The sequence below is a fragment of the Palleronia caenipelagi genome (assembly GCF_007004065.1).
In the GTDB taxonomy this organism is placed as follows: Bacteria; Pseudomonadota; Alphaproteobacteria; order Rhodobacterales; family Rhodobacteraceae; genus Palleronia; species Palleronia caenipelagi.
Genome location: NZ_VFSV01000001.1, coordinates 108,494 through 133,551 on the forward strand (window position 1 = coordinate 108,494; position 25,058 = coordinate 133,551).

Annotated in this window: 22 protein-coding genes; 9 read left to right on the forward strand and 13 right to left on the reverse strand. The window is 62.9% G+C overall.

Going from position 1 to position 25,058, the window contains the following annotated elements; translation table 11 throughout:
• Positions 1 to 51 precede the first annotated feature (51 nt).
• Positions 52 to 192: a DUF2256 domain-containing protein gene (locus tag FEV53_RS00540; RefSeq protein WP_142832952.1), complete on the forward strand. Its 141-nt coding sequence runs from the start codon at positions 52 to 54 to the stop codon at positions 190 to 192.
• A gap of 103 nt (positions 193 to 295) precedes the next feature.
• Complete coding sequence (locus tag FEV53_RS00545; RefSeq protein WP_142832861.1) at positions 296 to 1,045, forward strand: gamma-glutamyl-gamma-aminobutyrate hydrolase family protein; 750 nt, start codon at positions 296 to 298, stop codon at positions 1,043 to 1,045.
• On the opposite strand, the gene FEV53_RS22070 is transcribed toward FEV53_RS00545, so the two are convergent.
• Both FEV53_RS22070 and FEV53_RS00555 read right to left on the reverse strand, forming a co-directional pair.
• The gene (locus FEV53_RS22070; protein WP_142832862.1) at positions 998 to 1,540 is read right to left on the reverse strand and encodes a GNAT family N-acetyltransferase; all 543 of its coding nucleotides are present in this window, start codon (positions 1,538 to 1,540) and stop codon (positions 998 to 1,000) included. The genes FEV53_RS00545 and FEV53_RS22070 overlap by 48 nt on opposite strands.
• Positions 1,541 to 1,572: 32 nt before the next feature.
• Positions 1,573 to 2,331 (reverse strand): SDR family NAD(P)-dependent oxidoreductase, encoded by a 759-nt coding sequence (locus FEV53_RS00555; RefSeq protein WP_142832863.1) that lies wholly within the window; start codon positions 2,329 to 2,331, stop codon positions 1,573 to 1,575.
• A gap of 77 nt (positions 2,332 to 2,408) precedes the next feature.
• Between FEV53_RS00555 and FEV53_RS00560 the strand changes: the two genes are divergently transcribed.
• The 5 genes from FEV53_RS00560 (at position 2,409) to FEV53_RS00580 (ending at position 8,865) form a co-directional block, all read left to right on the forward strand.
• On the forward strand, positions 2,409 to 2,852 hold the full coding sequence (locus tag FEV53_RS00560) for a methyltransferase family protein (RefSeq protein ID WP_142832864.1): 444 nt from the start codon (positions 2,409 to 2,411) through the stop codon (positions 2,850 to 2,852).
• Between the two features lie 71 nt (positions 2,853 to 2,923).
• A complete protein-coding gene (locus FEV53_RS00565; protein ID WP_142832865.1) occupies positions 2,924 to 4,495 on the forward strand; it encodes a Re/Si-specific NAD(P)(+) transhydrogenase subunit alpha in 1,572 nt (523 codons plus the stop codon).
• 13 nt (positions 4,496 to 4,508) lie between these two features.
• Positions 4,509 to 5,942: an NAD(P)(+) transhydrogenase (Re/Si-specific) subunit beta gene (locus FEV53_RS00570; protein WP_142832866.1), complete on the forward strand. Its 1,434-nt coding sequence runs from the start codon at positions 4,509 to 4,511 to the stop codon at positions 5,940 to 5,942.
• Positions 5,943 to 6,166: 224 nt separating this feature from the next.
• The gene (gene glpD, locus FEV53_RS00575; protein WP_142832867.1) at positions 6,167 to 7,777 is read left to right on the forward strand and encodes a glycerol-3-phosphate dehydrogenase; all 1,611 of its coding nucleotides are present in this window, start codon (positions 6,167 to 6,169) and stop codon (positions 7,775 to 7,777) included.
• Between the two features lie 116 nt (positions 7,778 to 7,893).
• Positions 7,894 to 8,865 (forward strand): Gfo/Idh/MocA family protein, encoded by a 972-nt coding sequence (locus tag FEV53_RS00580; protein WP_142832868.1) that lies wholly within the window; start codon positions 7,894 to 7,896, stop codon positions 8,863 to 8,865.
• Between the two features lie 3 nt (positions 8,866 to 8,868).
• On the opposite strand, the gene FEV53_RS00585 is transcribed toward FEV53_RS00580, so the two are convergent.
• The 6 genes from FEV53_RS00585 to ppk2 form a co-directional block, all read right to left on the reverse strand.
• A complete protein-coding gene (locus FEV53_RS00585; protein WP_142832869.1) occupies positions 8,869 to 10,413 on the reverse strand; it encodes a phospholipase D family protein in 1,545 nt (514 codons plus the stop codon).
• Positions 10,414 to 10,530: 117 nt separating this feature from the next.
• Entirely contained in the window at positions 10,531 to 12,351 is a 1,821-nt protein-coding gene (locus FEV53_RS00590; RefSeq protein ID WP_142832870.1) for a M3 family oligoendopeptidase, read from the reverse strand.
• A gap of 126 nt (positions 12,352 to 12,477) precedes the next feature.
• Positions 12,478 to 14,070: an ATP-dependent DNA ligase gene (locus FEV53_RS00595; RefSeq protein ID WP_142832871.1), complete on the reverse strand. Its 1,593-nt coding sequence runs from the start codon at positions 14,068 to 14,070 to the stop codon at positions 12,478 to 12,480.
• Positions 14,067 to 15,083, reverse strand: a complete 1,017-nt coding sequence (locus tag FEV53_RS00600; RefSeq protein ID WP_142832872.1) for a ligase-associated DNA damage response exonuclease — start codon at positions 15,081 to 15,083, stop codon at positions 14,067 to 14,069. The genes FEV53_RS00595 and FEV53_RS00600 overlap by 4 nt, the downstream gene beginning before the upstream one ends.
• 57 nt (positions 15,084 to 15,140) lie before the next feature.
• Complete coding sequence (locus FEV53_RS00605) at positions 15,141 to 15,758, reverse strand: TetR/AcrR family transcriptional regulator (protein WP_142832873.1); 618 nt, start codon at positions 15,756 to 15,758, stop codon at positions 15,141 to 15,143.
• Complete coding sequence (gene ppk2 / locus FEV53_RS00610; protein ID WP_142832874.1) at positions 15,751 to 16,629, reverse strand: polyphosphate kinase 2; 879 nt, start codon at positions 16,627 to 16,629, stop codon at positions 15,751 to 15,753. Before ppk2 ends, FEV53_RS00605 begins: the two co-directional genes overlap by 8 nt.
• Before the next feature lie 97 nt (positions 16,630 to 16,726).
• On the opposite strand from ppk2, the gene FEV53_RS00615 reads away from it, so the two are divergent.
• Positions 16,727 to 17,578 (forward strand): DMT family transporter, encoded by an 852-nt coding sequence (locus FEV53_RS00615; protein WP_142832875.1) that lies wholly within the window; start codon positions 16,727 to 16,729, stop codon positions 17,576 to 17,578.
• Positions 17,579 to 17,661: 83 nt separating this feature from the next.
• Here FEV53_RS00615 and FEV53_RS00620 read toward each other — a convergent pair whose 3' ends face one another.
• Positions 17,662 to 18,882, reverse strand: coding sequence for an OmpP1/FadL family transporter (locus tag FEV53_RS00620; RefSeq protein ID WP_185962036.1), 1,221 nt, complete (start codon positions 18,880 to 18,882; stop codon positions 17,662 to 17,664).
• Positions 18,883 to 19,204: 322 nt separating this feature from the next.
• On the opposite strand from FEV53_RS00620, the gene FEV53_RS00625 reads away from it, so the two are divergent.
• Positions 19,205 to 20,422, forward strand: a complete 1,218-nt coding sequence (locus FEV53_RS00625; RefSeq protein ID WP_185962037.1) for an OmpP1/FadL family transporter — start codon at positions 19,205 to 19,207, stop codon at positions 20,420 to 20,422.
• A 224-nt stretch (positions 20,423 to 20,646) separates the two neighbouring features.
• Here FEV53_RS00625 and lpdA read toward each other — a convergent pair whose 3' ends face one another.
• From lpdA to odhB, 4 genes are all read right to left on the reverse strand, one after another.
• On the reverse strand, positions 20,647 to 22,035 hold the full coding sequence (gene lpdA, locus FEV53_RS00630) for a dihydrolipoyl dehydrogenase (protein ID WP_142832878.1): 1,389 nt from the start codon (positions 22,033 to 22,035) through the stop codon (positions 20,647 to 20,649).
• A gap of 134 nt (positions 22,036 to 22,169) precedes the next feature.
• On the reverse strand, positions 22,170 to 22,580 hold the full coding sequence (locus FEV53_RS00635) for an MAPEG family protein (RefSeq protein ID WP_142832879.1): 411 nt from the start codon (positions 22,578 to 22,580) through the stop codon (positions 22,170 to 22,172).
• A gap of 2 nt (positions 22,581 to 22,582) precedes the next feature.
• Positions 22,583 to 22,903, reverse strand: coding sequence for a hypothetical protein (locus FEV53_RS00640; RefSeq protein WP_142832880.1), 321 nt, complete (start codon positions 22,901 to 22,903; stop codon positions 22,583 to 22,585).
• 668 nt (positions 22,904 to 23,571) lie between these two features.
• Positions 23,572 to 25,056: a 2-oxoglutarate dehydrogenase complex dihydrolipoyllysine-residue succinyltransferase gene (odhB, locus tag FEV53_RS00645; RefSeq protein WP_142832881.1), complete on the reverse strand. Its 1,485-nt coding sequence runs from the start codon at positions 25,054 to 25,056 to the stop codon at positions 23,572 to 23,574.
• Between the last annotated feature and the right edge of the window lie 2 nt (positions 25,057 to 25,058).

Consider the following 25,058-nt stretch of genomic DNA (forward strand, 5'->3'; position numbering starts at 1 on the left):
GCGTCCAAGCTCAAGCGGATCCCGGAGGCTGACATGGCACGAAGCGGCAAAATGGTGCGCAAGGGCGATTTGCCTACTAAGATCTGTGCGACCTGTGGGCGGCCATTCACATGGCGGAAGAAGTGGCGGGAGGTTTGGGACGAGGTGAAGTATTGCAGCGACCGGTGCCGGGCTGGGCGTCCCAAGGGTTAAGATCCTCGCGTTCGGGTATTTTTCCGACACAAAGAGGGGGTAGCTTGTGGACGGGGTGGCGGGGGCGTTATTGGGATGTGACGTGTGCGAGGAGAGAGACGCCATGGGGCGACCATTGGTGGCCATTATCGGCAACAGGCATCTGATCAATGACAGCTATGAGATCCATGGCGGTGGGCTGATGAATTCCGAGGCGATCTCGGAGGTGAGCGGCGCGCTGCCGGTGATTCTGCCGTCCGATCCGCGTTTTTTGCCTGTACCTGAGCTGCTGGAGCGGTTTGATGGCTTCCTGTTCACAGGCGGACGGCCAAACGTCCATCCTGAGGAATACGGTCACCCAGAGACGGAGGCCCATGGGGAGTTCGACCGTCCCCGGGATCAGGTGGTCTTGCCCTTGATCCGGGCGCTGGTGGAGCGGGGGCAGCCGTTTCTGGGGATCTGCCGGGGCTTTCAGGAGGTTGCGGTGGCCATGGGCTCGACCCTTCATCCTGAGATCCGGGAGTTGCCGGGGCGGATGAATCATCGGATGCCGCCCGACGGGACCATCGAGGAGAAGTTTGCGCTGCGCCACGAGGTGCGGTTTGCGGAAGGCGGGCCGTTTCATAAACTGATGGGGTCGGACGTGGTGATGACCAACACGCTGCACGGTCAGGGGGTGATCGAGGCGGGCGAGCGGTTTGTCATTGACGGCTGGGCCGATGATGGCACGCCCGAGGCGGCCTTTGTCGCGGACGCGCCGGGCTTTACGCTGTCGGTGCAGTGGCATCCTGAATATCAGGCTGCTGCGAATCCGGTGTCGCGGGCGCTATTCGAGGCGTTCGGAGATGCGGTGCGAGAGTGGGTCTCTCGCTGACCGGTCGGTTTCGCATCCTTTCAAAATGCTGTCTCGGGGTGCTGCCGAAGTGGGGACCGCGCGAGTCCTGCTCAGCATAAAGAATCGTTCGATTCGCTGGCCGCGCCGGAGCACGCACTCGGTCCGGACTGTGGTCCAGCCGCGCCGCTCCAGAAACGGGCGCAGGAGGTGGCTTGCATGGGCGGACATTTGCGGGACGCCAGATCGCTCGCACCAGCGCGCGCAGTCGTTATAGAGCGCGGGCGCCACCGGCCCTCCGCGCTCGGAGGGATATACGAAAAACAGCGCCAGATATCCGTCGGTGCGAGCGGTGAGAAATCCCCGGAGTTTCGGTCCAGCGATCCGCGTCCGACCGGATCTGAGGGTCGAGGATAGCCAGGACGGTGGCTGGCGCTGCCCAGCCCACGCCCTGAGCTGGCGGGCGGTGTATTTTGGTGAAGCGCCTTCGATCACGGCGCTTTGGAACAACCATCCCAGCCCGGATAAATCGGCCATCCCGGCGGACCGCAGAACGGGATGCGTTTGGCTCAAGACTGACCGCCCGAGATGTCGATGCACTGACCGTTGACCGATCCGCTGGCCGGGTCGCAGAGCCACAGCGCGGCGGCGGCGACTTCATCTGAGCCGAGGAGTCTGCCGTGGCGGTTCTGGGCGACCATCAGGCCGAGAGCCTCGTCCTCTCTGATTCCAGCGCGCTGACTGATCGCGGTGATGTTCCGGCGGACGATATCCGTGTCCACATAGGCGGGGCACAGAGCGTTGAAGGTGATCGGTTTCCCCAGATAATCCTCGGACAGCCCCCGGATCAGGCCAATGAGTCCGTGTTTTGACGCCGTATAGGCGGGTGCCCCCTTCAGGCCCCTGATACCGGCAATAGAGCTGATGGCAATGACGCGCCCGTAGTCGGTTTGACCCATGCTGCGCAGGCACTCGCGGATGGTCAGGAATGCACCGTCAAGATTGGTGGCCATGATTTGCCGCCAGAAATCGAGATCGGTTTTCAGCAGGTTGCGCCCTTCGGCGATGCCCGCATTGGCGACGCAGATCTGGACCGGACCCCGGGCCGCGACAGCCGCAGCAATGTTGGTGACCACGGCCGTCTCATCGGTGACATCCATGGTCATGGGGTGCAACCCATGGGCGTCTCCGGCCTCGGCCAGCCGCTCGGCATTGCGCCCGGTGATGGTCACCTGGGCGCCGGCCTCTGCAAGCGTGCGGGCGATGGCAAGGCCAATCCCCGTTGCACCCCCGGTGACAAGCGCGTGGCGTTGGGACAGATCGGGCATGGCGGTCTCCTCGTTTTAGTCTAGCTTAGCAAAGCATGACCGCTCGGATGAGCACAGAGGGAAACGGAGGGTGCCGGATGTTGAAATGGCTCGATGTGCCGCCTGTGTGGCTCGGATTGTGCCTGGTTCTGGCCGGTGCGCTCCGTGATATGCCTCCGGTTGTCTCGGAGCTGGTCTGGGACCGGGTCGGGCAGGGGCTGATCCTGCTCGGGCTGGCACTCATGGTCTGGGCCGCCGTCACAATGATCCGGGCCCGCACGACGGTCATCCCGCATCAGCAGCCGGACGCTCTGGTGACCTCGGGGCCGTTCCGCTGTAGCCGCAATCCGATCTATCTCGGCGACGCATTGGTGTTGACGGGCGCGGTCCTGTGGTGGGGCAATCTGCTCGCTCTGATCCTCGTGCCGGTCTTTATGGCGGTGATTTCCTGGCGCTTCATCCGTCCGGAAGAGAGCAGGTTGCGAGAGGGGTTCGGCGACAGTTTCGACACGTGGTCACATCAGGTCCGACGTTGGGTCTGATATCCCTGCCGGTTGCGCAATAAAATTGCTCACGCTACAGGGATATCAACAATTGAAGGAGTCAGCACAGAATGAAATTCGGTGTCATAAAGGAAACATATGACGGGGAGGCCCGCGTCGCGCTTACGCCGGATTCGGCGGAGCGGATCGTCAAGCTCGGCCATACCTGTGTGGTGGAGGCTGGCGCGGGCGCGGCGGCTGATATCTCAGATGATGACTACCGCAATGCGGGTGTCGAAGTGCTGAACAGCGCGGCAGAGGTCTTCGCCGCCGCCGATGTGATCGGCAAGGTCCGCCCGCCCTCTGAGGCCGAGGTCGACCAGCTGCGCGAAGGGCAGACGCTGATCTCCTTCTTCTATCCTGTGCAGAACGAAGACCTGATGAAGCGCGCGGCAGAACGCGGTGCAACACTGGTGGCCATGGATATGGTGCCGCGCATCAGCCGGGCCCAGAAGATGGACGCCCTGTCGTCGATGGCGAACATCGCGGGCTACCGTGCTGTGATCGAGGCGGCGAATAATTTTGGCCGCTTCATGACCGGGCAGGTGACCGCCGCCGGTAAGGTCCCCCCGGCCAAGATCCTCGTCGTCGGGGCAGGTGTGGCCGGTCTGGCTGCCATCGGCGCCGCGACCTCGCTGGGCGCTGTGACCTATGCCTTCGACGTGCGGCCCGAAGTGGCCGAGCAGGTCGAATCCATGGGTGCCGAGTTCGTCTATCTGGATTTCGAGGAAGAGCAGCAGGACGGTGCGGCCACGGGCGGGTACGCCTCGGTCTCCAGCCCCGAATTCCGCGAGGCGCAGCTGGCGAAGTTCCGCGAACTGGCCCCCGATATGGATATTGTGATCACCACTGCGCTGATCCCGAACCGTGAGGCGCCCGAGCTCTGGACGCCGGACATGGTCGCCGCGATGAAGCCGGGCTCGGTGATCGTGGACCTCGCCGCCGAGAAGGGTGGCAACTGCAAGCTCACCGTCATGGACGAGAAAATTGTCACCGACAATGGCGTGACGATTGTCGGCTACACGGATTTCCCCAGCCGGATGGCCAAGCAGTCCTCCAACCTCTACGCGACCAACATCCGTCACTTCCTGACCGACCTGACCCCCGAAAAGGACGGCCAGATCGTGCATGACATGGAAGACGACGTGATCCGCGGCGCGACCATCACCCATGAAGGGGGCGTGACCTTCCCGCCACCGCCGCCAAAAATTCAGGCGATCGCGGCGCAGAAGAAGGAAAAGCCCAAGGAGCTGACGCCCGAAGAGAAGAAAGCCGCCGAAGCGGCCGCATTCAAGGCGCAGACCAAGCAACAGGTGACCCTGATCGCCGTGGGCGCTATTCTGCTGCTGGGCGTGGGCCTCGTGGCTCCGGCGAGCTTCATGCAGCACTTCATCGTCTTCGTGCTGGCGGTGTTCGTGGGCTTCCAGGTGATCTGGAACGTTGCCCACTCGCTGCACACACCGCTGATGGCGATCACCAACGCGATTTCCTCGATCATTATCCTCGGGGCGCTCATGCAGATCGGCTCGGGATCCTTCCTGGTGATCCTGCTCGCGGCACTGTCGGTCTTTATGGCGGGTGTGAACATCTTTGGCGGTTTCATGGTGACCCGGCGCATGCTGGCCATGTTCCAGAAGTCGTAAGGGGAACAGACACATGGAATTCGGATTTACGACAGCAGCCTATGTGGTTGCAGCAGTGCTCTTCATCCTCGCACTGGGCGGGTTGTCGGGCCAGGAAAGCGCCAAGCGCGCCGTGTGGTACGGCATTGCCGGCATGGCGCTGGCCGTGGTGGCGACGCTCATTGGCCCGGGCTCTGGCCTGTGGTTCGTGTCAATCATCATGGTGGCGCTTGGCGGCGTGATCGGTGTCCAGCTCGCCCAGCGGGTGCAGATGACGCAAATGCCGGAACTGGTCGCCCTGATGCACTCTCTGGTGGGTCTCGCGGCGGTGTTCGTGGGCTTTAACGCCCATATCGAGCTGGGCCGGGTCATGGCCATGGACGAGACGGGGCGGAAGGCTCTGGAAGGGTTTGCCGCGCTCATCGCCAAAAAGGAGCCCGTGGAGATCTCGATCCTGAAGGTCGAGCTGTTCCTCGGCGTGTTCATCGGTGCCATCACCTTTACCGGCTCGCTGATCGCCTATGGCAAGCTCGCGGGTAAGGTCGACGGCAAGGCGAAAAAGCTGCCCGGCGGTCATGCCCTGAACGCGGGCGCGGCGGCGATCTCGCTGCTGACCCTGATCTGGTACACCAACACCGGTGGTTGGTTCCCGCTGATCCTGATGACGCTGGCCGCGCTGTTCATCGGCTATCACCTGATCATGGGCATCGGCGGCGCCGATATGCCGGTGGTGGTGTCGATGCTGAACAGCTACTCGGGCTGGGCGGCGGCGGCGATCGGTTTCAGCCTCGGCAATGACCTCCTTATCGTGGTGGGCGCTCTGGTGGGCTCATCGGGTGCGATCCTGAGCTACATCATGTGTAAGGCGATGAACCGGAACTTTGTCAGCGTGATCCTTGGCGGCTTCGGCGGCGGTGGCGGCGAGCAACAGGCAGTAGAAGGCGAGATGATCGCCATCGATGCCGATGGTGTGGCCGACGCGCTGAAAGAAGCCGACAGCGTGATCATCGTGCCGGGCTACGGCATGGCCGTGGCGCAGGCGCAGCAGGCTGTGTCCGAGCTGACCAACAAGCTGCGCGGTGATGGCAAAGAGGTGCGCTTTGCCATCCACCCCGTTGCCGGTCGTCTGCCGGGGCACATGAACGTGCTTCTGGCCGAAGCGCGGGTGCCCTATGACATCGTGCTGGAGATGGACGAGATCAACGAGGATTTCCCGCAGACGGATGTGGTCATCGTGATCGGGTCCAATGACATCGTGAACCCGGCCGCTCAGGACGATCCGAACAGCCCCATCGCAGGGATGCCGGTGCTGGAGGTGTGGAAGGCCAAGCAGGTGTTCGTGTCCAAGCGCGGGCAGGGGGCGGGCTATTCCGGCATCGAAAACCCGCTGTTCTACAAGGACAACACGCGGATGTTCTATGGCGACGCAAAGGCCAGCGTGAATGCGCTGCTGCAAAAGCTGGGCTGAGGGAAGCTGACTGAGGCCGGGGCTCTGCCCCGGACCCCGGGGTATTTCCGGACACAAAGAGATAGGGGCGAGTTCTGCGGGGCCCGCCCTTTTTCGTTGGTCTATGCTCGCCGCGCCTTGGTGTCGCGGGGTGTGGACTTGCCCTTGGCGCTGTCTGTGGGCATAGGACAAGTAATCGCCGTTAGCGCGAACCACCTGTCCTGAGACCCCGGGAGATTTCACAGATGACAGCCCAGAGCAGCAGCCCGTTCGATTTATTTGTGATCGGTGGCGGGATCAACGGAACCGGGATTGCCCGGGATGCGCAGGGTCGGGGGCTGAAGGTCTGTCTGGCGGAGATGGGGGATCTGGGCGAGGCGACCTCGTCCAAATCGACGAAGCTGTTCCATGGGGGGCTTCGTTATCTGGAGTTCTTCGAGTTCGATCTGGTGAAGAAGGCCCTGATCGAGCGGGAGGTGCTCTTGGAGGCGATGCCGCATATCTCCTGGCCCATGCGTTTTGTGCTGCCCTACAGTCCGGACATGCGGTTCGAGGGGGATACTCCCACCTCGCGGCTTTTGAGCACCGTGATGCCCTGGATGAAGGGGCGGCGGCCTGCCTGGCTGATCCGGCTGGGCCTGTTCCTTTACGACCACATGGGCGGGCGAAAGTATCTGCCCGGGACGAAGACGCTGGATCTGGCGTCCGCGCCGGAGGGCAAGCCCCTGCGGTCTAGATTCGCCAAGGCCTTTGAATATTCCGATTGCTGGGTGGAAGATTCGCGGCTGGTCGTGCTGAACGCCCGGGATGCGGAGCAGCGGGGGGCACGGATCATGGTGCGCTCGAAGGTTGTTTCTGCAGAGCGGCAGAGGGGCCTTTGGTCCATCACCGTTGAAGATGTGGCGACAGGCCAGCGCGAAACGGTAGAGGCGCGCGGACTGGTGAATGCGGGCGGTCCCTGGGTCGAGAATGTGGTGCGCAACACTGTGCGGATGAACACCTCCGAGGGCGTGCGTCTCGTGCGCGGCAGCCACATCGTAGTGCCGAAGCTCTACGACCACGACAAGGCGTATTTCTTCCAGGGCGAGGATGGGCGGATCATCTTTGCGATCCCCTATGAGACGGATTTTACCCTGATCGGAACGACCGACAAAGATCATGGCAACGACCCTTCGGTGCCAGCGGAATGCACGCCGGAAGAGGCTCAGTATCTGTGCGATTTCGCGGCGAAGTATTTCGAGCAGGCTGTCACGCCCGAGGACATCGTCTGGACCTATTCCGGAGTGCGCCCGCTTTATGACGATGGTGCGAAATCGGCCACGGCGGCGACGCGGGACTACGTTCTGAGCGTCGACGCGGGGCCCCAGACTGACGGGCCGGTGGGGATGGAGCCGCCTCTGCTGAATGTCTTTGGTGGCAAGATCACCACCTATCGCAAGCTCGCCGAGCAGGCTTTGGTGAAGCTGAAGCCCTATTTCCCCCAGATGGGCGAGAAATGGACGGCGGGTGTCGCGCTGCCGGGGGGCGATTTCCCGGTGGACGGGGTGCCTGCGCTGGTGGCTGAGTTGCAGGGCGCCTGCCCGTTCCTCGAGCCCGCTCACGCGGCCCGGTTGGTCCGGGCATATGGCACCGAGGCGCGACAGATCTGCGAGGGGGCGGACAGCTACGCTGTGCTGGGCCGCGATTTCGGCGGCACGCTCACCGAGGCCGAGGTCCGCTGGCTCATCGACCACGAATATGCCCGGAGTGCCGACGACGTGGTCTGGCGCCGGACCAAGCTCGGTCTGCGGATGAGCGCTGAGGAGATCGGGGCTGTGGACGAATGGATGCAGGCGGTCCTTGCCGAGGCAGCCTGATGCGCTCACCTGGCTAAATTTCTTAGTGTGACTGCTCTGGCCGGTATGGCTGGCGCAGGGCATCCCGGCGCGATAGCCTTCTGAGAGAAAAAGTGGCTTTTGCGGGGGAACGTGAGATGGCAGCCGATCTGAGATGGGGAATCGTTGGGGCGTCGGATTTCGCACGCCGAACCATGGCCCCGGCGCTGCATATGGCGGCCGGCGCGCATGTGGTGGCATTGGCCACCCGGGACGCCTCCAAGGCCGCGCCGTTTTCGGCCTACCTGCCGGGACTGCGCGTCGAGTCCGACTATGAGGCGCTGCTGACAGCGGACGATATTGACGCCCTCTATGTGCCTTTGCCGAACCATCTCCACGTGGAGTGGGTGCTCAAGGCCCTACAGGCGGGCAAACACGTTCTTTGCGAAAAGCCCATCGCCATGGCCGCCTCTGAGTTCGATGTGATGATCGCGGCCCGGGACAGCAGCGGGAAACTGGCCGCCGAGGCATACATGATCGTCCATCACCCGCAGTGGCAGCGCGCCAGAGATCTGCTGGCATCGGGCGCCATCGGGACCTTGCGCCACGTGGAGGCGGTGTTCAGTTACAACAATCCCGACCCTGAAAATGTCCGCAACAAGCCCACTATGGGTGGCGGCGGGTTGCGCGATATCGGGGTCTACACCTTCGGCTCCACCCGCTTTGCCACAGGGCAGGAGCCGTTGGACCTGCACGCGACGCTGGAGCGGGAACATGATTTTGATACCTTTGCCGAGGTGACGGCGCGCTTTGACGGGTTTACCTTCCACTCGGTGGTCTCGACCCGGCTCTGGGACCGGCAAGAGGTCGTGTTTCACGGCGACAGCGGGGTGATGGCCCTGACCGCGCCGTTTAACGCGGGGCGCTACGATCAGGCGGAGCTGGTTCTGGAGACGGCGCGCAACACGCGGACGGTGGAGCGCTGGCCCGGGGTCAATCAGTATGTGTTGCAGGTCGAGGCGTTCTGCCGCTCTGCGCAGACGGGCGAACCTTATCCCTGGACGCTCGAGCAGGCGCGCGGCACGCAGGTCATGATCGACGACGCGCTGCGCTATCTGCCGGATCAGTGAGGGTCAGAGCAACCACTCGATGGGGAGAATGCCCAGAACGACGAGGGTGATCTGCTTGACCCAGCTCGTGCCGGGCTCTTCCTGATAGATCTCCGGCAGCTCCTGACCCTCGATCGGCTCGCGCCAGAACATCTTTTCGCGCGGCGTCAGTCCCGGCTGATAGCTGACAAAGGGCAGGGGACCTTCGAAGATATCGCGCAGTTGCTGCGCCATGGTCGGGCTGTTGATCAGGAACCCCATCTCGCAATTCAGTCGCACCGAGCGCGGATCGAAGTTGAACGACCCGATGAAGATCCGATCCTCGTCGATGGCAAAGGTTTTGGCGTGGAGGGCCGCGCCTGACAGACCGAACGGGTGCGGGTTGAAATCCGCCTCAAGCATCTGGCCCCGCAGTTTCAGCTCATAGAGATGGACTCCGGAGGACAGCAAATCGCGGCGGTACTTCGTGTAGCCTGAATGGACCACCAGATGATCCGTGGTGTTCAGCGCGTTTGTCAGGATGCTCACCTCGCGCCCATCCTCGGCGAGGCTGGAGAACAGTTCAGTCCCCTTTTTCCCGGGGACGAAATAGGCGGAGACCACGTCAAGGGACCGTTCCGCGCCCCGGAGAATCTCGGTCATCCCCGAAATCATCAGCTGCTCGTCGGTGGCTTTGCCGAGGCCCTTGACCGGATCGTCGGCCAGCAACCTGACTTCGGTCCATTCCATGGTGGCCCGCCCATCGAGAAAGGCCGCGAGACTGCTGCGGGAGGTGTTGATGACGGGTTGCACGTCCTCGTCCGCGCGGGCGGTGTCGGCGGCTGTACGGAACGCCTCCATATCGCCGTCACCGGAGATGATGCTTTCGACCTCAAAGACCGAGCGCGCATTCCAGTAGCTGTCAAAGCTGTTCAGCGTATCACCCACAATGGGACCGGCGGCGAGGACATCCATATCAATGAAGAAGTTGTTTTGCCCAATCTGGAAATACTCGTTTCCGATGTTGCGCCCCCCGATCACGGTGGTGATGCCATCCACGGTGAAGGACTTGTTGTGCATCCGGCGGTTCATCCGCAGCCCGTCGATCAGATACCCCAGCCCCTTGGGACTGCGGATCGTGGCGGGGTTGAAGAGCCGGATTTCGAAATTTTCATGGGCGTTCAGTGCAGCGAGATAGGCGTCCATTCCCGGCACGCCGTTATCATCAAGCAGGAGCCGGACGCGCACCCCACGCTCTGCGGCGCGCCAGAGCGAGTCGAGCAGCAGCATCCCCGAGGTATCGTCGTGCCAGATGTAATACTGCGCATCGATGGAGACCTCGGCGGCTTCGGCCAGCGCCAGCCGCGTCGCCAGCGCATCGCCTCCGTTCAGGAGGGGGATGATGCCCGATTTCCCGGGATGCTCCGCCGAGACGCTATTGACCCGCTGGGCCAATGCGGTGTCCGCACTGGTGGTGAGTGCCGTGCTTTCGGGACGGTCCGACAGATCGGGCAGGGGGAACAGCACACGCAGGACGACGACAGCAGCCGCGATCGCAGCCAGAAAAAGGAGGAGAAGCTTCAAGATCATACTCTTATGGTCAGCGTGGGCCGGTTGGGGGCGGTCTGGGTCCAACGGGTGGGTCCCGATCTGGTTCCACCCTGACCGAAGGGAAAGCGCCCGGCAGCTTGGCCGGGCGCGTCCGCGTCAGTCTTCGAGGGCTTCGAGTTCGTCGATCATGGCTTCGATCATCGACAGCCCCTTGTCCCAAAAGGCCGGGTCGGAGGCGTCGAGGCCAAACGGAGCCAGCAACTCCCTGTGGTGCTTCGAGCCGCCGGCTTTCAGCATGTCGAAGTATTTCTCCTGAAACTCTGGCGTCCCCGATTCGTAGGCCGCGTAAAGCGCGTTCACCAGACCGTCGCCAAAGGCATAGGCGTAGACGTAGAACGGCGAGTGGACGAAATGGGGGATATAGGCCCAGAAGGTCTGGTAATCGTCCATGAAGTCGAACGCCGGTCCGAGGCTTTCGCCCTGCACGCTCATCCACAGCGCGCTGATCTCGTCAGGCGTCAGTTCTCCCTCCCGGCGGGCATCGTGAAGCTTGCACTCGAAATCGTAGAACGCGATCTGCCGGACCACCGTGTTGATCATGTCCTCGACCTTACCGGCAAGCAAAACCTTGCGCTGGGCGGGGGTTTCGGCCTCCGACAGGAGCTTGCGGAAGGTCAGCATCTCCCCGAACACGCTCGCGGTTTCGGCCAGCGTCAGCGGCGTGCTGGACAGCATTTCGCCTTGGGCGGCGGCAAGGCGCTGATGGACCCCGTGACCCAGCTCATGGGCGAGGGTCATCACGTCGCGCGGCTTGCCCAGGTAGTTCAGCAGAACATAGGGGTGCGCGTCAGTGACGGTGGGGTGCGCAAAGGCCCCGGGTGCCTTGCCCGGCGTCACGCCCGCATCGATCCAGCCCTTGTCAAAGAACGGCTCCGCCAGCTCTGCCAGTTGGGGCGAGAAGGTCGCATAGGCGGACAGCACAGTCTCCCGCGCCTCGGTCCAGCCGATCTTGCGGTCATCTTCCATGGGCAGCGGCGCGTTGCGGTCCCAGACCTGCATCCGGTCCAGCCCCAGCCATTTGCGCTTCAGCTCGTAATAGCGGTGGCTCAGACGCGGATAAGCGGCGACGACGGCATTGCGCAGCGCCTCCACCACCTCGGGTTCCACGTCGTTGGACAGATGGCGACCGGTCTGGGGCGAGGGCATCTTGCGCCAGCGATCCTCGACCTCCTTCTCCTTGGCCAGCGTGTTGTGTACGCGGGCAAAGGTTTTGACGTTGGCCGAAAGGGTCTCACCCAGCGCCCGCGCAGCCTTTTCACGAACCGAACGGTCCTGTTCGCTCAACAGGTTCAGGGTCGCCTCGATCCCCATCACCTCGCCATCGACCTCGAATTCAAGGCCGGAGATCGTCTCGTCGAACAGCTTGTTCCATGCCGACGCGCCAACGACGGACTGGTCGTGCAGAAACTTTTCCAGCTCATCCGACAGCTGGTAGGGCCGCATCTTCCGCAACTTGTCAAAGACCGGACGATAGCGCGCCAGATCGGCGTTCTGGTTAAACAGCCGGTCCAGATGCCCGTCTTCCAGCCGGTTCACTTCGAGCCCGAAGAACACCAGAGGAGCGGTGTGGGCGGTCAGCTTGTCCTGACAATCGGACAGGAACGCGGCGCGTTCCGCATCTGTGGTCACCTGATAATAGCGCAGCCCGGCATAGGACATGATCCGTCCGGCCACCGCATCGATGCGCTCCTGACGCCGGATCGCGCCCAGCATTCCTTCGGCATCAAGCCGGGACAGATTGCCTTCGTATTCCTTCGCAAAAGCGGCGCATTCACTCTCCAGCCACGTCAGATCAGCCTCGATCTCGGGCGCGTCAGGTGCCGGATAGAGGTCGGTCAAATCCCAGACCGGCAGGTCACCAAGCCCGGACCCGCCAGCGGCGGCCTCAACGGTGTCAAAAACGGCGGTGCGGTGCATGAAAACTCCTGTCATCGTTCCGCTTTCACATAAGCGCCGCATCCCGGCCCGCCAAGCCCGCCTGGCTTCATCTTTCCCGAAATACCCCGGGGGTCGGGCCGTCAGGCCCGTGGGGGCAGCGCCCCCTCAGCCATATGCCGCAAGCATCGCCTTCAGATCATCGAGCGTATTGGCCTCTGACACGGGCTTGTCGTGCCTCCACCGGGACATCCGAGGAAAGCGCAACGCGACGCCGGATTTATGCCGGGGGCTCTCCCGGATGCCTTCAAAGGCGATCTCGAACACATGCTCCGGCGTCACCGAGCGCACTGGGCCAAACCGTTCGACCGTATTGCGCCGAACCCAAGCGGTGATCTGCGCAAACTCACGGTCAGTGAGGCCGCTATAGGCCTTGGTAAACGGGACCAGCCGGCCGGCATCCCACACCGCAAAGGTGAAATCGGTAAACAGGTTAGCCCGCCGCCCGTGGCCCTGCTGAGCGTAGATCATCACCGCGTCGATGGTCAGCGGATCGACCTTCCACTTCCACCAGTCGCCCTTGCGCCGCCCGTCGCGATAGGGGGCGTCACGCCGTTTCAGCATCACCCCTTCGGCCATCAGATCCCGGCTGCGGGCACGTTCCGACGCGAGAGTGTCCCACGTCTCGAAGGCGATCAGCGGCGAGACACGGAGTGGCGCGTCGTTGGGCAAGGTCTCCGCCAGAGCATCGAGCCGCGCCCTGCGCTCTTCATAGGGCCGCTCTCGCAGATCCTCTCCTTGCCATTCCAGCAGGTCGTAGGCGTAGAGCAGTGCAGGTGCTTCGGACAGCAGCTTCTTCGGCACTGTCTTGCGCCCGATTCGCTTTTGCAGCGCGTTGAAGGCCATGGGCGCGCCGTTCTCCCACGCGAGCACCTCACCATCGAGCACCGTCCCCTCCGGCACGACGCCAATAAGCCGCTGAAATTCGGGGAAGCGGTCGGTGATCAGCTCCTCTCCCCGCGACCAGAGGAAATGCTCCGCGCCGCGCAGGATGAGCTGCCCCCGAATGCCGTCCCACTTCCACTCCGCCGCCCAGTCGCCCGGATCCCCGAGGCTCTCGGGGCCGTCCTCCAGCTGATAGGCGAGGTAGAACGGGTAGGGGCGGAACAGGTCGCCCCGTGGGTCGGGCGCATGGATCAGCCCCTCCCAACTCGTCGCATCCGGCGTCCAGTCGCCCATCAGTCGGTGCGCCAGTTCCGGCTCCTCGATCCCGGTGGCGCGGGAGAGGGCGCGGGTGGTGAGCTTCTGGCTGACGCCCATGCGAAACCCGCCGGTGATGAGCTTGTTGAACACGAACCGCTCCCGCCCGCCGAGACCATCCCAAGCCTCAAAGATCGCCGCCCGTTTCGCAGCCTCATCTTCGCCCGCCAGCGCCCGGATGCGGGTGATCCACTCGGTCAGGCTGAACTCAAGGCTGCGGGCGGGTTCGGGCAGGACCAGCGCGATGGTCTCCGCCAGATCGCCGACGATAGGATAGCTCTCCTCGAACAGCCACAGCGGGATGCCCGCCCGCTCCGCTGCCCATTGGCGCAGGAGCGTCGTCGTCACCGCGCGCTTGGGCCGGCGACCGGACAGGAGTGCGATGGTCCAGAGCCGGTCGCTCTCGGGGGCCTCGCGGAAATACGTGGCCAGCGCATCGACCTTGGCGTTCGTCTTCGTCGTCTGGTCGAGCGCGGCAAACAGGGCGGCAAAGCGCTTCATTCCGTCTCCTCCGCGCCGCTCTCGGCCTCGTCGCCCTCATAGGCTGTTTCGACCACTGCCGCGTCATAGCCTTGCTCCGAAAGCCAGCGGCGGAAGATCGCGGTATATCCGTGGGTGACAAAGATCCGCTCCGCCCCGGTCTCCGCAATGGCGCTGTTCAGTCCGGCCCAGTCCGCGTGGTCCGACAGCACAAAACCCCGGTCGGCGGCCCGCCTGCGGCGCACGCCCCGGAGCGCCATCCAGCCCGATGCGTGGGCGGTGGAGGCCGGCCCGAACCGCCGCGCCCATCGGCTGCCCAGCGCGGAGGGCGGCGCGACCACGAGTGCGCCGGGGTGGGCCTTCGGATCCAGATCCGGGGTCACGCGGATCGTGTCGGGCAGGGGCAGGCCCTGAGCGCGCAGGACCTCGTTTGTCGCCTCGACAGCGCCGTGGGTCAGGATCGGACCGATGGACGGGTCGAGCGCGGCCAGCAGGCGCTGCGCTTTGCCGAGCGAGTAAGCGCCGAGGAGGCTGGCCTTGCCCTCCCGCGCGTTTGCCGCCCACCAGTCGTTAATCTCCGCCGCGACCTGAGCTTGCGGCTGCCAACGGAACACCGGCAGGCCGAAGGTGCATTCGGAGATGAAGGCGTGACAGCGCACCGGCTCGAAGGGCTCGCAGAGACCATCGGGCTCGACTTTGTAGTCACCCGAGACGACCCAGACCTCGCCGCCGACCTCGACCCGGATTTGCGCTGAGCCCGGCACATGGCCCGCCGGATGGAACGACACCCGCGCGCCGCCCAGATCGAGGGTCTTGCCATAGCGCACCGTGTCGAGCGTGATATCCCCCAACCTGTGGCGCATCACTGGCGCGGCGGCCTCGGTGGCGAGATAGCGGCCCATGCCGGGACGCGCGTGGTCGGCGTGGCCATGGGTGATCAGCGCGCGGTCCACAGGCCGCCACGGGTCGATAAAGACATCGGCGGCAGGGCAGTAGATGCCGCGGTCGGTGAAGGTCAGAACGGGTTCGGTCATCGGATGCTCCCGGAGACGAAGGCTAGCGCGCCGCGTGTCGGCGTCCAGCACCTGCGTTCAGGCATCCGGTGGCAGGAGGCCCAGACCGCGCAGATAGATGCCGATGCTGCTCTCCAGAAGATCTTCGGGCGGGAAGGGGACCTTGGTGCCGGGGGAGTTCCGCGCGAACAGTTCCACCACCCCGTGGCACATGGCCCAGATATGGGAGGACACCATGGTGGGCGGCGGGCGCTTGGCCTCGGGGATGTGCTGGGACAGCGCCTCGGCGGCGGTCTCCAGCACCCCGTTGGCGCGGGAGGCCACGGCGTAGAGCTCGGGCGAGCGCGCCACGGAGATGCCGGACTCGAACATCGCCACGTAATGGCCTGGATGGGTGCGGGCAAAATCGAGATAGGCGCGCCCCGTAGCGGCAAAGGCGCGCAGGGCGGAGGGCTGGCCGCTCTCATAAGCGCGGGTCATCTCGTTGCCGAAGATCTCGTAGCCTTGCCGCGCGCATTCAGCGATCAGCGCCTCGCGACCGTCGAAATGACGGTAGACGGCAGCAGGGGTGACGCCCGCGCGTTTGGCCGCCTCGGAGAGGGTAAAGCCCGTGGGACCTTTCTCCTCGATCAGCGTCAATGTCGCCGTGATCAGTGCCTGCCGGAGATTGCCGTGGTGATAGCCGCGTTTAGCCATCGTCGTGATGGGACCAGATCTCCGGGCCGCCGGCGATCTTCGGGTCGGGTCCGGCGTCCAGTTCCGGATCACGGCCATCATAGTGCACCTGCTGCAGGATGGTGCGAATCACGGCGATGCGGGCGCGGCGTTTGTCATCGGCGCGGATTACCGTCCAGGGGGCGTGGTCGCTGTGGCTGCGTTCAAAGGTTTCGGCAATGGCGGCGCTATAGGCATCCCAGCGCTCCAGCCCTTTGACGTCGATGGAGCTGAGCTTCCACTGCTTCATCGGGTCGCCCTCTCGGTCGAGGAACCGGCGGAGCTGCTCGGCCCGGCCTACGTTCAGCCAGATCTTCACCAGCGTGATGCCTTCCTCGACCAGCATTTTCTCAAACGGGTTCACCTGCTGGAAAAAGGTCTCCCGCTGGGCGTCGGTGCAAAAGCCAAAGACCTTCTCCACCACTCCGCGATTGTACCACGAGCGGTCATAAAGAACGATCTCACCCGCCGCGGGCAGGGTGTTCACGTAGCGCTGAAAATACCACTGGGTCTGCTCGCGGTCGGTGGGTGCAGACAGAGCGACGACGCGGGTGACGCGAGGGTTCATGTTCTCGCGGATGCGCTTGATCGCGCCACCCTTACCGGCCGCATCGCGTCCCTCGAACACCACGGCGACCCTCTTGCCTGTGGCCTTCACATCGGCCTGAAGCCGGACGAGCTGCATTTGCAGGTCCTTCAGGGCAGCCTCGTACTCCTTGCGGTCCATCCGCTCGGGGTAGGGATAATCATCGGTGATGATCTGGCCCTTCTTGCGATGGGAAATCGCGCGGCGGATCTCTGCGGGGGCGGTGTCGTAAAAGCGGCTGATGGCGCCGTTAAATGGCAGGGGCATGACATCTCCTGTTTTGCCTCAGGTTATGCGCGCCAAACGGCAGGTGCAATCACCCGTGATTTGCGCCAAGAGGAGTCGCGAGCAGAGGGAGCGCGGGATGGCACTGGCACGGGCGGCAATGTGGATGTCGGGGGCGGTGGTGTCCTTCTCGACCATGGCTGTGGCGGGCCGGGCGGTGAGCGCAGAACTCGATACGTTCGAGTTGATGACCTACCGGTCGCTCATCGGTATCGCGCTGGTCTGCGCCATCGGAGGGATGTCGGGCACGCTGGGTCAGATCCGCACAGACCGGCTGGGGCTACACCTGATCCGCAACGTGTTTCACTTTGCCGGGCAAAACCTGTGGTTCCTCGCGATCGCGCTGATCCCGCTGGCGCAGGTTTTCGCATTGGAGTTCACTTCACCCATCTGGGTTGCCCTCTTCGCGCCTCTGGTGCTGGGGGAGCGGCTGACACCACGCAACCTGCTGGCGGCGGTGATCGGGTTTTGCGGCATCCTGATCGTCGCGCGCCCCGGCGCGGCGGAGATCGGGCCGGGACAGATCGCAGCATTCTGCGCAGCGCTGGGGTTTGCGGGCTCTGCGCTCTTCACCCGCAAGCTCACCCGCCATGAGCGGATCACCTCGATCCTGTTCTGGTTGACGGCGATGCAAGCGGTGATGGGCCTCATCTGCGCGGGAGCGGATGGGCAGATCGCCTGGCCCTCATCGGCGATCTGGCCGTGGCTGATCCTCATCGGATGCGCCGGGCTTTCGGCACATTTCTGCCTGACCTCGGCGCTCGCCATCGCTCCGGCCCCGATGGTGATGCCGATGGATTTCCTGCGGCTGCCGGTCATCATGGTCGTAGGTTTTTATCTCTACAGTGAACCCGCCGAAATCGCGGTGTTCTTCGGGGGGGCGATTATTATTGCCGCGAACGCGATAAACCTGAGGGCACCAGCCAAATGAGATGGTCAGCGCTCGGGCATACTCAAACGAAAACGGCCCCGGAGATCCCGGGGCCGTTTCTCTGTTAACGGATCGTCCAAGGCTCAGAAACGATAGCCAACCTTCATGCCAACCGCGACGATGTCGTTGCTGTCGAAAGTGGCCCGCTCTTCGCGGGGGATGCCCGTTCCGACGCGGGTGTCGTTCAGCGAGATATAGGTCACGCCGCCCGAAATCGTCACGGCATCCGTTGCCTTGTACGCAAGGCCCAGAGCGATCGACTTGAAGCCGTCGCTGGCCGGGTTGAGCGGGGTCAGGACGTTGTTGTCCTCATCGGGCTCATAGCCGAGCGTAATCGAGCCGGCGAGCTTATCCGTCAGCTGGCGGCCAACACCGATTTTCAGGCTCCACTTGTCGGAGGCTTCGGTCAGGCTGGTGCCGTCATTGCCAGGATCCGCAGCTGCGTCAAACACCCGAGGCGAGGTCTGGAAGTCCTCGTACCACGCATAGCGGAGCTGACCGAACAGCAGCGTCTTGGGGTTCAGACCCATCTGGAAATCCAGGTTCACCGATTCCGGGATTTCGACCGTGGTCGTGGAGGTCACCTGAGCGGGGAGGCCAAACGCCCCCTGAAGTGCCAGAGGCAGATTTTCCTCGGTGTGCAGCTTGTGCTCGGTCTTGCTGTTGTAGGTCAGCGCGACCCGCAGAGCCAGTTCCGGGCGCTCATAGGCGGCACCGATGACGTAGCCGAGATCCCAGTCGTCCTCGAAATCGGCCGAATACCCGCTCAGCCCACCAAAGGCGAGACCGCGTAGCGTCACATCCGCTTCGACGTTGGTATAGCGCAGACCGCCATGCACCGAGTAGTTCTCGTTGAACTTGTAGCGTGCCAGCGCGGTGATCGCCTTGGACTTCAGCTTTGCTTTGGTTCCACCCAGCAGGTTGGACGAATCGCCACCGGGCGTGGGCACGGACGGCGCGTCGTCATATTCCCCGTCCGACCCGAACGGCTTGTCGAAGATGAGAGCGAAGGACAGCTTGTCGTCGATGTCCATCTTCAGCGCGGCGCCGAACTGGTTGAAGTCATTGCCGACATTGTCAATGTCTGCACCGCCCGGAAGCGCAAGGACATTGGGGGCGGCGTAGAGGTCAGAGTCCTCACCCGTCACGTCCGGCATACCATGGGCAAAGCTGAGCTCCGCGTAGTTTCCTTTTTCAAACAGCACGGTGATGTTCTGGCCCGTGCGGTCGACGCCCAGTGCCGAAGCCGCTGCCGGCAACAAGGCTATCGTCGCAGCTGTTGCCAAAAGTTGAGTTGATTTCATCGCGTTTCCTCCAGGTTCCCTTGCGCTGTCTCGCGCACCCTTCCCCACGCATAAGAGCGCTCTTCTGTGGCTCAAACTATGACGGAGCGTCATTTCTTGTGGATTTGTTCAAAATCGCGGCTAAGTCGTCACTGTTTTGCGACAGAATGACAGCAGTCGGCTGAACCGGGATCATTCTTGTAGCAAAGGCGCGACACTCGAACCGTCGTCCGGGGAAATTCCACTCCAATTGACGTTTAGTCATAGTTTGATGGGGCGTTTGGCGGCCTTATTGGTCGCTAGGTGCGCGCGGAGGGGCGCGAGGGACTTCGGAGGACACGCTATGAAGAGAACCCAACTTTTGGCAACGGCCGCGACGGTTGCGCTGCTGCCGGCCGCAGCGTCCGCGATCGGGCTCGACCGGTCGGGGCAGGATGTCGGGGTCCTCTTTTCCGAGGGCAACTATTTCGAATTCAGCGCAGCGCGCGCTTTTGCCCATGTCGATGGCCGGGATGTTAACCAGTATGTTCCGGGAACGGGTATCGTCGCATTCCCCGGCGGAGCAAAATCCGGCGATGCGGCTGGAGATTTCAACCTGTTCGGCGCAGGTCTCAAATACGAGCTGAACGACCAGTGGTCCTTTGCCGTCATTCTGGACCAGCCTTTCGGATCGGATGTGAAATACAATGATGGCCCGGCAATCCCGACACCCGGGGCAGACCGTTCGAACCTGCTCGGCGGCACCAGCGCCAGCGTAGATTCCGAGGCGATCACGGCTCTGGCCCGCTACAAGTTCAATGACAACTACTCAGTTCATGGTGGTTTCCACTACACCCGCCTCGACGCCGATGTCAGCTTGGGTGGCCTCGCCTTTGCGGAGCTCAACGGCTACAAGGTCGATTTCGACAAGGATGGGGATTTCGGTTTTGTCGTTGGTGCCGCCTACGAGCGTCCGGAACTCGCGCTCCGCGTTGCGCTGACCTATCGTCAGGGCACAACTCACAAGATGCACACCAAGGAAGACGTGCCAGCCTATTTCCAGCAGTTTGGGCTGCCGTCGCGCATCACGTCGACCACCGAGATTGACACCCCGGATTCGGTCAATCTCGACTTCCAGACCGGCCTGAACGAGAAGACGCTGCTCTTCGGGCAGATCCGTTACGCGTGGTACGAAGATGTCAAAGTCGCGCCCGATTTCTTCGATGCGGTCGTGGATCCGTCGAATGACGGCGACAGCATTTCCGATATCGACGATGGCTACAGCCTCACCCTCGGCGTTGGCCGCAAGCTGACCGACCGTCTCTCAGGTTCGATCACCTTTGGTTACGAGCATCGCGATGACGACGATCTCGTCTCGCCGCTTTCGCCCAGCAATGGCCAGAAATCCATTGGTCTGGGTCTGGCCTATCAGGCCACCGACCAGATCCGGATCGCCGGGGGCGTACGGTACGTCACCCTGGGTGATGCCAAGCCCGAGACCGGAACCCCGGACGTGGCCCGTGCCAAGTTCGACAACAACCATGTCATCGTCACAGGTATGGAGATCGGATACAGCTTCTGAACGCGACCAACGTGTCAGCAGAACAGAGCGGCCCCGGTTTTCCGGGGCCTTTCTTATGAGACGCGTAGAGTCTGGAGTTTCGGCAAGCGCGACAGGCCTTCGTCTTTATCATCGGAACGGCCGACGACCGGTACGAAGGTCACCTTGTCCGTGATGATTGTTGGAGCGCTTGGAGAAAAAGACGACGCCCTGTGGCGGGCGTCGTCGCTGACACAGAAGCGATATCAGGAGTGGATTGGCCCGTCGCCGCAGGCCAGCGCCGCTTCGCGCACCGCTTCCGAATAGGTCGGGTGAGCGTGGCAGGTTAGGGCGAGGTCCTCCGCCGCCGCGCCGAACTCCATGGCCACGCAGATCTCGTGGATCAGGTCGCCTGCCATGGGGCCGATGATGTGGGCGCCGAGGATCCGGTCGGTGTCCTTATGTGCCAGCAGCTTGACGAAACCATCGGCGGCGAAATTCGCCTTGGCGCGGCCGTTGCCCATAAAGCTGAACTTGCCGACCTTGTAGGGAATCCCTGCGTCTTTCAGTTGCTCCTCGGTCTGGCCGACGGTGGCGACCTCCGGGTGGGTATAGATCACGCCCGGGATCACGTCGTAATTCACGTGGCCTGCCTTGCCCGCGATCACTTCGGCCACGGCCATGCCCTCATCTTCGGCCTTATGAGCGAGCATCGGACCGGTGATGGCGTCGCCGATGGCGTAGATGCCGGAGACATTGGTGGCCCAATGGGCGTCGGTCTGAACCTGACCGCGCTGGGTCATCTCGACACCGAGCTCCGCGAGGCCCAGCCCGTCCGTGTAGGGTTTGCGACCCGTGGCCACGAGAACTGTGTCTGCCTCGACCGTGTGCTCGCTGTCGTCTTTCTTCAGCTTGTAGGTGACGGTGGCCTTCTTGTTCTTCACCTCGACGCCCTGCACGGCGGCACCCATGGTAAAATCGAGACCCTGACGGGACAGCAGCCGCTGGAAGGTCTTTTGAACCTCGCCATCCATGCCGGGTGTGATGACGTCGAGATACTCGATCACGCTCACCTCGGCGCCGAGACGGGCGTAGACGGAGCCGAGCTCCAATCCGATGACGCCTGCGCCGATGACCACCATCTTCTTTGGGATCTTCGGCAGGCTCAGCGCGCCGGTGGAGGAGACCACGATCTCTTCGTCGATCTCGACGCCGGGCAGGGTGGCGACATCGGAGCCGGTGGCGATGACGATATTCTTGGCCTCATGGACCTCGTCGCCTACCTTCACCTTGCCTGCCTCGGGGATCGAGCCCCAGCCTTTCAGCCAGTCGACCTTGTTCTTCTTGAACAGAAACTCGATGCCCTTGGTGTTCTGGCCGATGGTGTCTGCCTTGTACTCCTGCATCACCTTCCAGTCGACCGAAGGGGATTTGCCCTTCAGGCCCATTTTCGCAAAATTGTGCTGGGCTTCGTGGAGCATCTCGGTGGCGTGAAGGAGCGCCTTCGACGGAATGCAGCCGACGTTGAGGCAGGTGCCGCCGAGGGTGTCGCGGCCTTCGACGCAAGCTGTTTTCAGACCAAGCTGCGCGCACCGGATGGCGCAGACATAGCCGCCGGGGCCAGAGCCGATGATGATGACGTCATAAGAAGCCATGGGGTGAGTCCTTTCTCATGGGTCCGGGTTGGGGGCGCTGCCCCCGTCGCTGACGCGACTCCCCCGGGGTATTTTCCTGACACAAAGAGGAGAGATGAGCGGGTGTCGAGTCCTGATATGTCCGATCTGGCGGATCACAGGAGGGCTGCGATCAGCAGGACGAGGGTCGCGCCCCAGCCTGCCATGAAGATGAGGGAGCGGGCGGGGACCCAGCCGAAGGCATAAGCGGGGATGTAAGCGATGCGGGCCGCGAGGTAGATCCACGCGCAGGCGGCTGTGATGGCGGTCGACTGCCCGGTGACGGTGATGATGCCGGTGGCAACGGCGAAGAGCAGGAGCGCTTCGTTGTGGTTGTTAAAGGCGCGCAGGAGGCGACCGGTGCGGGTGGTGAGTTGCTCGGCGATCGGGCGGGGCTGCTTTTCCGGGTCGCGGGGACCCATCGTGGTCTGTGCGCCCAGTTCCAGATTGGCAGGAACCGCGTAGAGGATAAGCTGCACCATTTGCAGGAGCGCGGCGAGGGTGAGGGCGGTGAGTTCCGGGGTCATGGTCAGGCCTCGCAGATGAGGGGAGCGGCAAGGACGCGGTCTTCGTATTGCGCGCCCTGGGCAGCGGTCTGGGCTTCGATCCGGGCGCGCGGGCGGTCTGCCCATGTGCAGCCGGGCTCACGAGCGATTTCTTTTTTCGCCAGTGCGATGCGGGCGTCGAGGTCGCGGGGCTCGTCCGGGTCAAAGAGGAAAATATGCCAGCGCGCGCCATCGCCGGCCGTCTCGGTGGACGCGAAGTGGCGGACGGAGACCGGTTCGCGTGGGGTGGTGACGCAGGCGGAGAGGAAGATGGCAGAGAACAGTAAGAGAAAATTCGGCTTCACTTCAGGACCCGTCGTATTGTAAGCCAGCTGATTGAAATCGGTAATACGACGCACGCAATTATAAGCGTCACGTATATTATCTGATTTTTCCGAAGCATATCAAGCCATTCGGCTCGTGTCGGATGAAGATATCGGCCAAATTCAGTCATTCGGTCCATAGCGTACTTTGCTTCAGCAGAAGAGTAATCCCACGAATTGGTTTCTGCATTCCATTCAGGTGGACCAGGGGGTGCTGGCAGGCTAGTTGGTAAGTACCAAAGTGCAAAAGAAAAGACTGGCAGATATAAGACTGCCAGCAATATTGCGGGCCATATCGCCTTACGGCGCCCTGTCCGGATCCAGAAAAAGACCATTAAGCAGACACCAACGTGAGCAATTATCAACCAAGTTGAGGGCGTCAGTAAACCGTTAATCGAAACTCTCGACGAGTAGCGTACGGCATCAACGAAGTCCATTCCTCCGACGCCCGAAAATTTCTGGAGCACGGTTTCCAGAGATCTGATCAGCGGAGGTAGTAAGAGCATTGCAATAGCCGAATAGGCAAGCCTAATTAGAAAACGGTCTAATGGGCGTATCGACATTTGTTGCGAAGATGTCATTCACCTACCTTACGAAGTTCCCCCGCCGACCGGCGGGGGCGCTCTCAAGATTAATGGTGCGACGATCCATCACAAATCCATCAACAGCCGACGCGGGTCCTCGAGCGCTTCTTTGACGCGGACGAGGAAGGTCACGGCGCCTTTGCCGTCGACGATGCGGTGGTCGTAGCTGAGGGCCAGATACATCATCGGGCGGGCGACGATTTCGCCATTCACCACCATTGGGCGCTGCTGGATCTTGTGCATCCCCAGAATACCCGATTGCGGCGGGTTCAAGATCGGCGAGGACATGAGCGAGCCGTAGACGCCGCCGTTCGAGATGGTGAAGGTACCGCCCTGCATCTCGGCCATGGAGAGCTTGCCGTCGCGGGCCTTTTTGCCAAGCGCGTTGATCTCTTTCTCGATCGCGGCAAAGGACATCTGGTCGGCATCGCGCACCACGGGGACCACAAGGCCTGTGGGGGTGCCCACGGCGATGCCCATGTTGACGAAGTTCTTGTAGACGATATCGGTGCCGTCGATCTCGGCATTGACCTCGGGAACTTCCTTCAGCGCGTGGCAGCAGGCTTTGGTAAAGAAGGACATGAAGCCGAGTTTCACACCGTGCTTCTTCTCGAACAGGTCCTTGTATTCGCTGCGCAGCTCCATGACCCTGGTCATGTCCACCTCGTTATAGGTGGTGAGCATGGCGGCGGTGTTCTGCGCGTCCTTCAGGCGGCGGGCGATGGTCTGACGCAGGCGCGTCATCTTCACCCGCTCCTCGCGGTCGGCATCCTGCGGCGCCGAGGGGGCGCGTGCGGGCGCGGCGGCCTGCGGGGCGGGGGCGCTGGCGGCGGAGACGGCCTTCATCACGTCTTCCTTCATGATCCGGCCATCCTTGCCCGAGCCCTGCACCTGATCGGCGGAGAGACCTTTTTCAGCCATCATCTTCTTGGCCGAGGGGGCGTCCTCGGTTGCGGAGGCGCTGGCAGCCGGCGCAGCGGTCTCGGCCTGTGCGGCAGGGGCGGCAGCGGCCCCGGCACCGCCGGAAAGAACAGCGAGCTGGCCACCGGCCTCGACGGTCTCGCCTTCGGCCTTGAGGATCTTTGTCAGGATACCGGCGCCGGGCGAGGGGACCTCGACAGACACCTTGTCGGTCTCCAGCTCGGCCAGCATTTCGTCGGCCTCGACCCGGTCGCCTTCCTTCTTGAACCAGGTGGAGATGGTGGCCTCGGTGACGCTTTCGCCGAGGGTCGGGACCATGACGGCGATCTCCTGCGCGTCACCGGCATCCGCGGCGGGGGCTTTCGCCTCTGCCTTGGGGGCCGGGGCTGCGCCTTCGCCAGCGTTGATATGGGCCAGCAGCGCGTCCACGCCGACGGTTTCGCCTTCGGCGGCGACGATCTCGCCCAGCGTGCCGGCGGCGGGGGCGGGGACCTCGACGGTCACCTTGTCCGTTTCCAGCTCGCAGAGCATTTCATCCGCCTCGACCGCATCGCCGGGCTTTTTGAACCAGGTCGCCACGGTGGCTTCGGTCACCGATTCGCCCAGGGTGGGCACACGAACTTCGGTCATGG

Coding starts and splice junctions, on each gene's coding strand:
- FEV53_RS00540 (WP_142832952.1), top strand. CDS start 52: ATGGTGCGCAAGGGCGATTTGCCTACTAAGATCTGTGCGACCTGTGGG.
- FEV53_RS00545 (WP_142832861.1), top strand. CDS start 296: ATGGGGCGACCATTGGTGGCCATTATCGGCAACAGGCATCTGATCAAT.
- FEV53_RS22070 (WP_142832862.1), bottom strand. CDS start 1,540: ATGGCCGATTTATCCGGGCTGGGATGGTTGTTCCAAAGCGCCGTGATC.
- FEV53_RS00555 (WP_142832863.1), bottom strand. CDS start 2,331: ATGCCCGATCTGTCCCAACGCCACGCGCTTGTCACCGGGGGTGCAACG.
- FEV53_RS00560 (WP_142832864.1), top strand. CDS start 2,409: ATGTTGAAATGGCTCGATGTGCCGCCTGTGTGGCTCGGATTGTGCCTG.
- FEV53_RS00565 (WP_142832865.1), top strand. CDS start 2,924: ATGAAATTCGGTGTCATAAAGGAAACATATGACGGGGAGGCCCGCGTC.
- FEV53_RS00570 (WP_142832866.1), top strand. CDS start 4,509: ATGGAATTCGGATTTACGACAGCAGCCTATGTGGTTGCAGCAGTGCTC.
- glpD (WP_142832867.1), top strand. CDS start 6,167: ATGACAGCCCAGAGCAGCAGCCCGTTCGATTTATTTGTGATCGGTGGC.
- FEV53_RS00580 (WP_142832868.1), top strand. CDS start 7,894: ATGGCAGCCGATCTGAGATGGGGAATCGTTGGGGCGTCGGATTTCGCA.
- FEV53_RS00585 (WP_142832869.1), bottom strand. CDS start 10,413: ATGATCTTGAAGCTTCTCCTCCTTTTTCTGGCTGCGATCGCGGCTGCT.
- FEV53_RS00590 (WP_142832870.1), bottom strand. CDS start 12,351: ATGCACCGCACCGCCGTTTTTGACACCGTTGAGGCCGCCGCTGGCGGG.
- FEV53_RS00595 (WP_142832871.1), bottom strand. CDS start 14,070: ATGAAGCGCTTTGCCGCCCTGTTTGCCGCGCTCGACCAGACGACGAAG.
- FEV53_RS00600 (WP_142832872.1), bottom strand. CDS start 15,083: ATGACCGAACCCGTTCTGACCTTCACCGACCGCGGCATCTACTGCCCT.
- FEV53_RS00605 (WP_142832873.1), bottom strand. CDS start 15,758: ATGGCTAAACGCGGCTATCACCACGGCAATCTCCGGCAGGCACTGATC.
- ppk2 (WP_142832874.1), bottom strand. CDS start 16,629: ATGCCCCTGCCATTTAACGGCGCCATCAGCCGCTTTTACGACACCGCC.
- FEV53_RS00615 (WP_142832875.1), top strand. CDS start 16,727: ATGGCACTGGCACGGGCGGCAATGTGGATGTCGGGGGCGGTGGTGTCC.
- FEV53_RS00620 (WP_185962036.1), bottom strand. CDS start 18,882: ATGAAATCAACTCAACTTTTGGCAACAGCTGCGACGATAGCCTTGTTG.
- FEV53_RS00625 (WP_185962037.1), top strand. CDS start 19,205: ATGAAGAGAACCCAACTTTTGGCAACGGCCGCGACGGTTGCGCTGCTG.
- lpdA (WP_142832878.1), bottom strand. CDS start 22,035: ATGGCTTCTTATGACGTCATCATCATCGGCTCTGGCCCCGGCGGCTAT.
- FEV53_RS00635 (WP_142832879.1), bottom strand. CDS start 22,580: ATGACCCCGGAACTCACCGCCCTCACCCTCGCCGCGCTCCTGCAAATG.
- odhB (WP_142832881.1), bottom strand. CDS start 25,056: ATGACCGAAGTTCGTGTGCCCACCCTGGGCGAATCGGTGACCGAAGCC.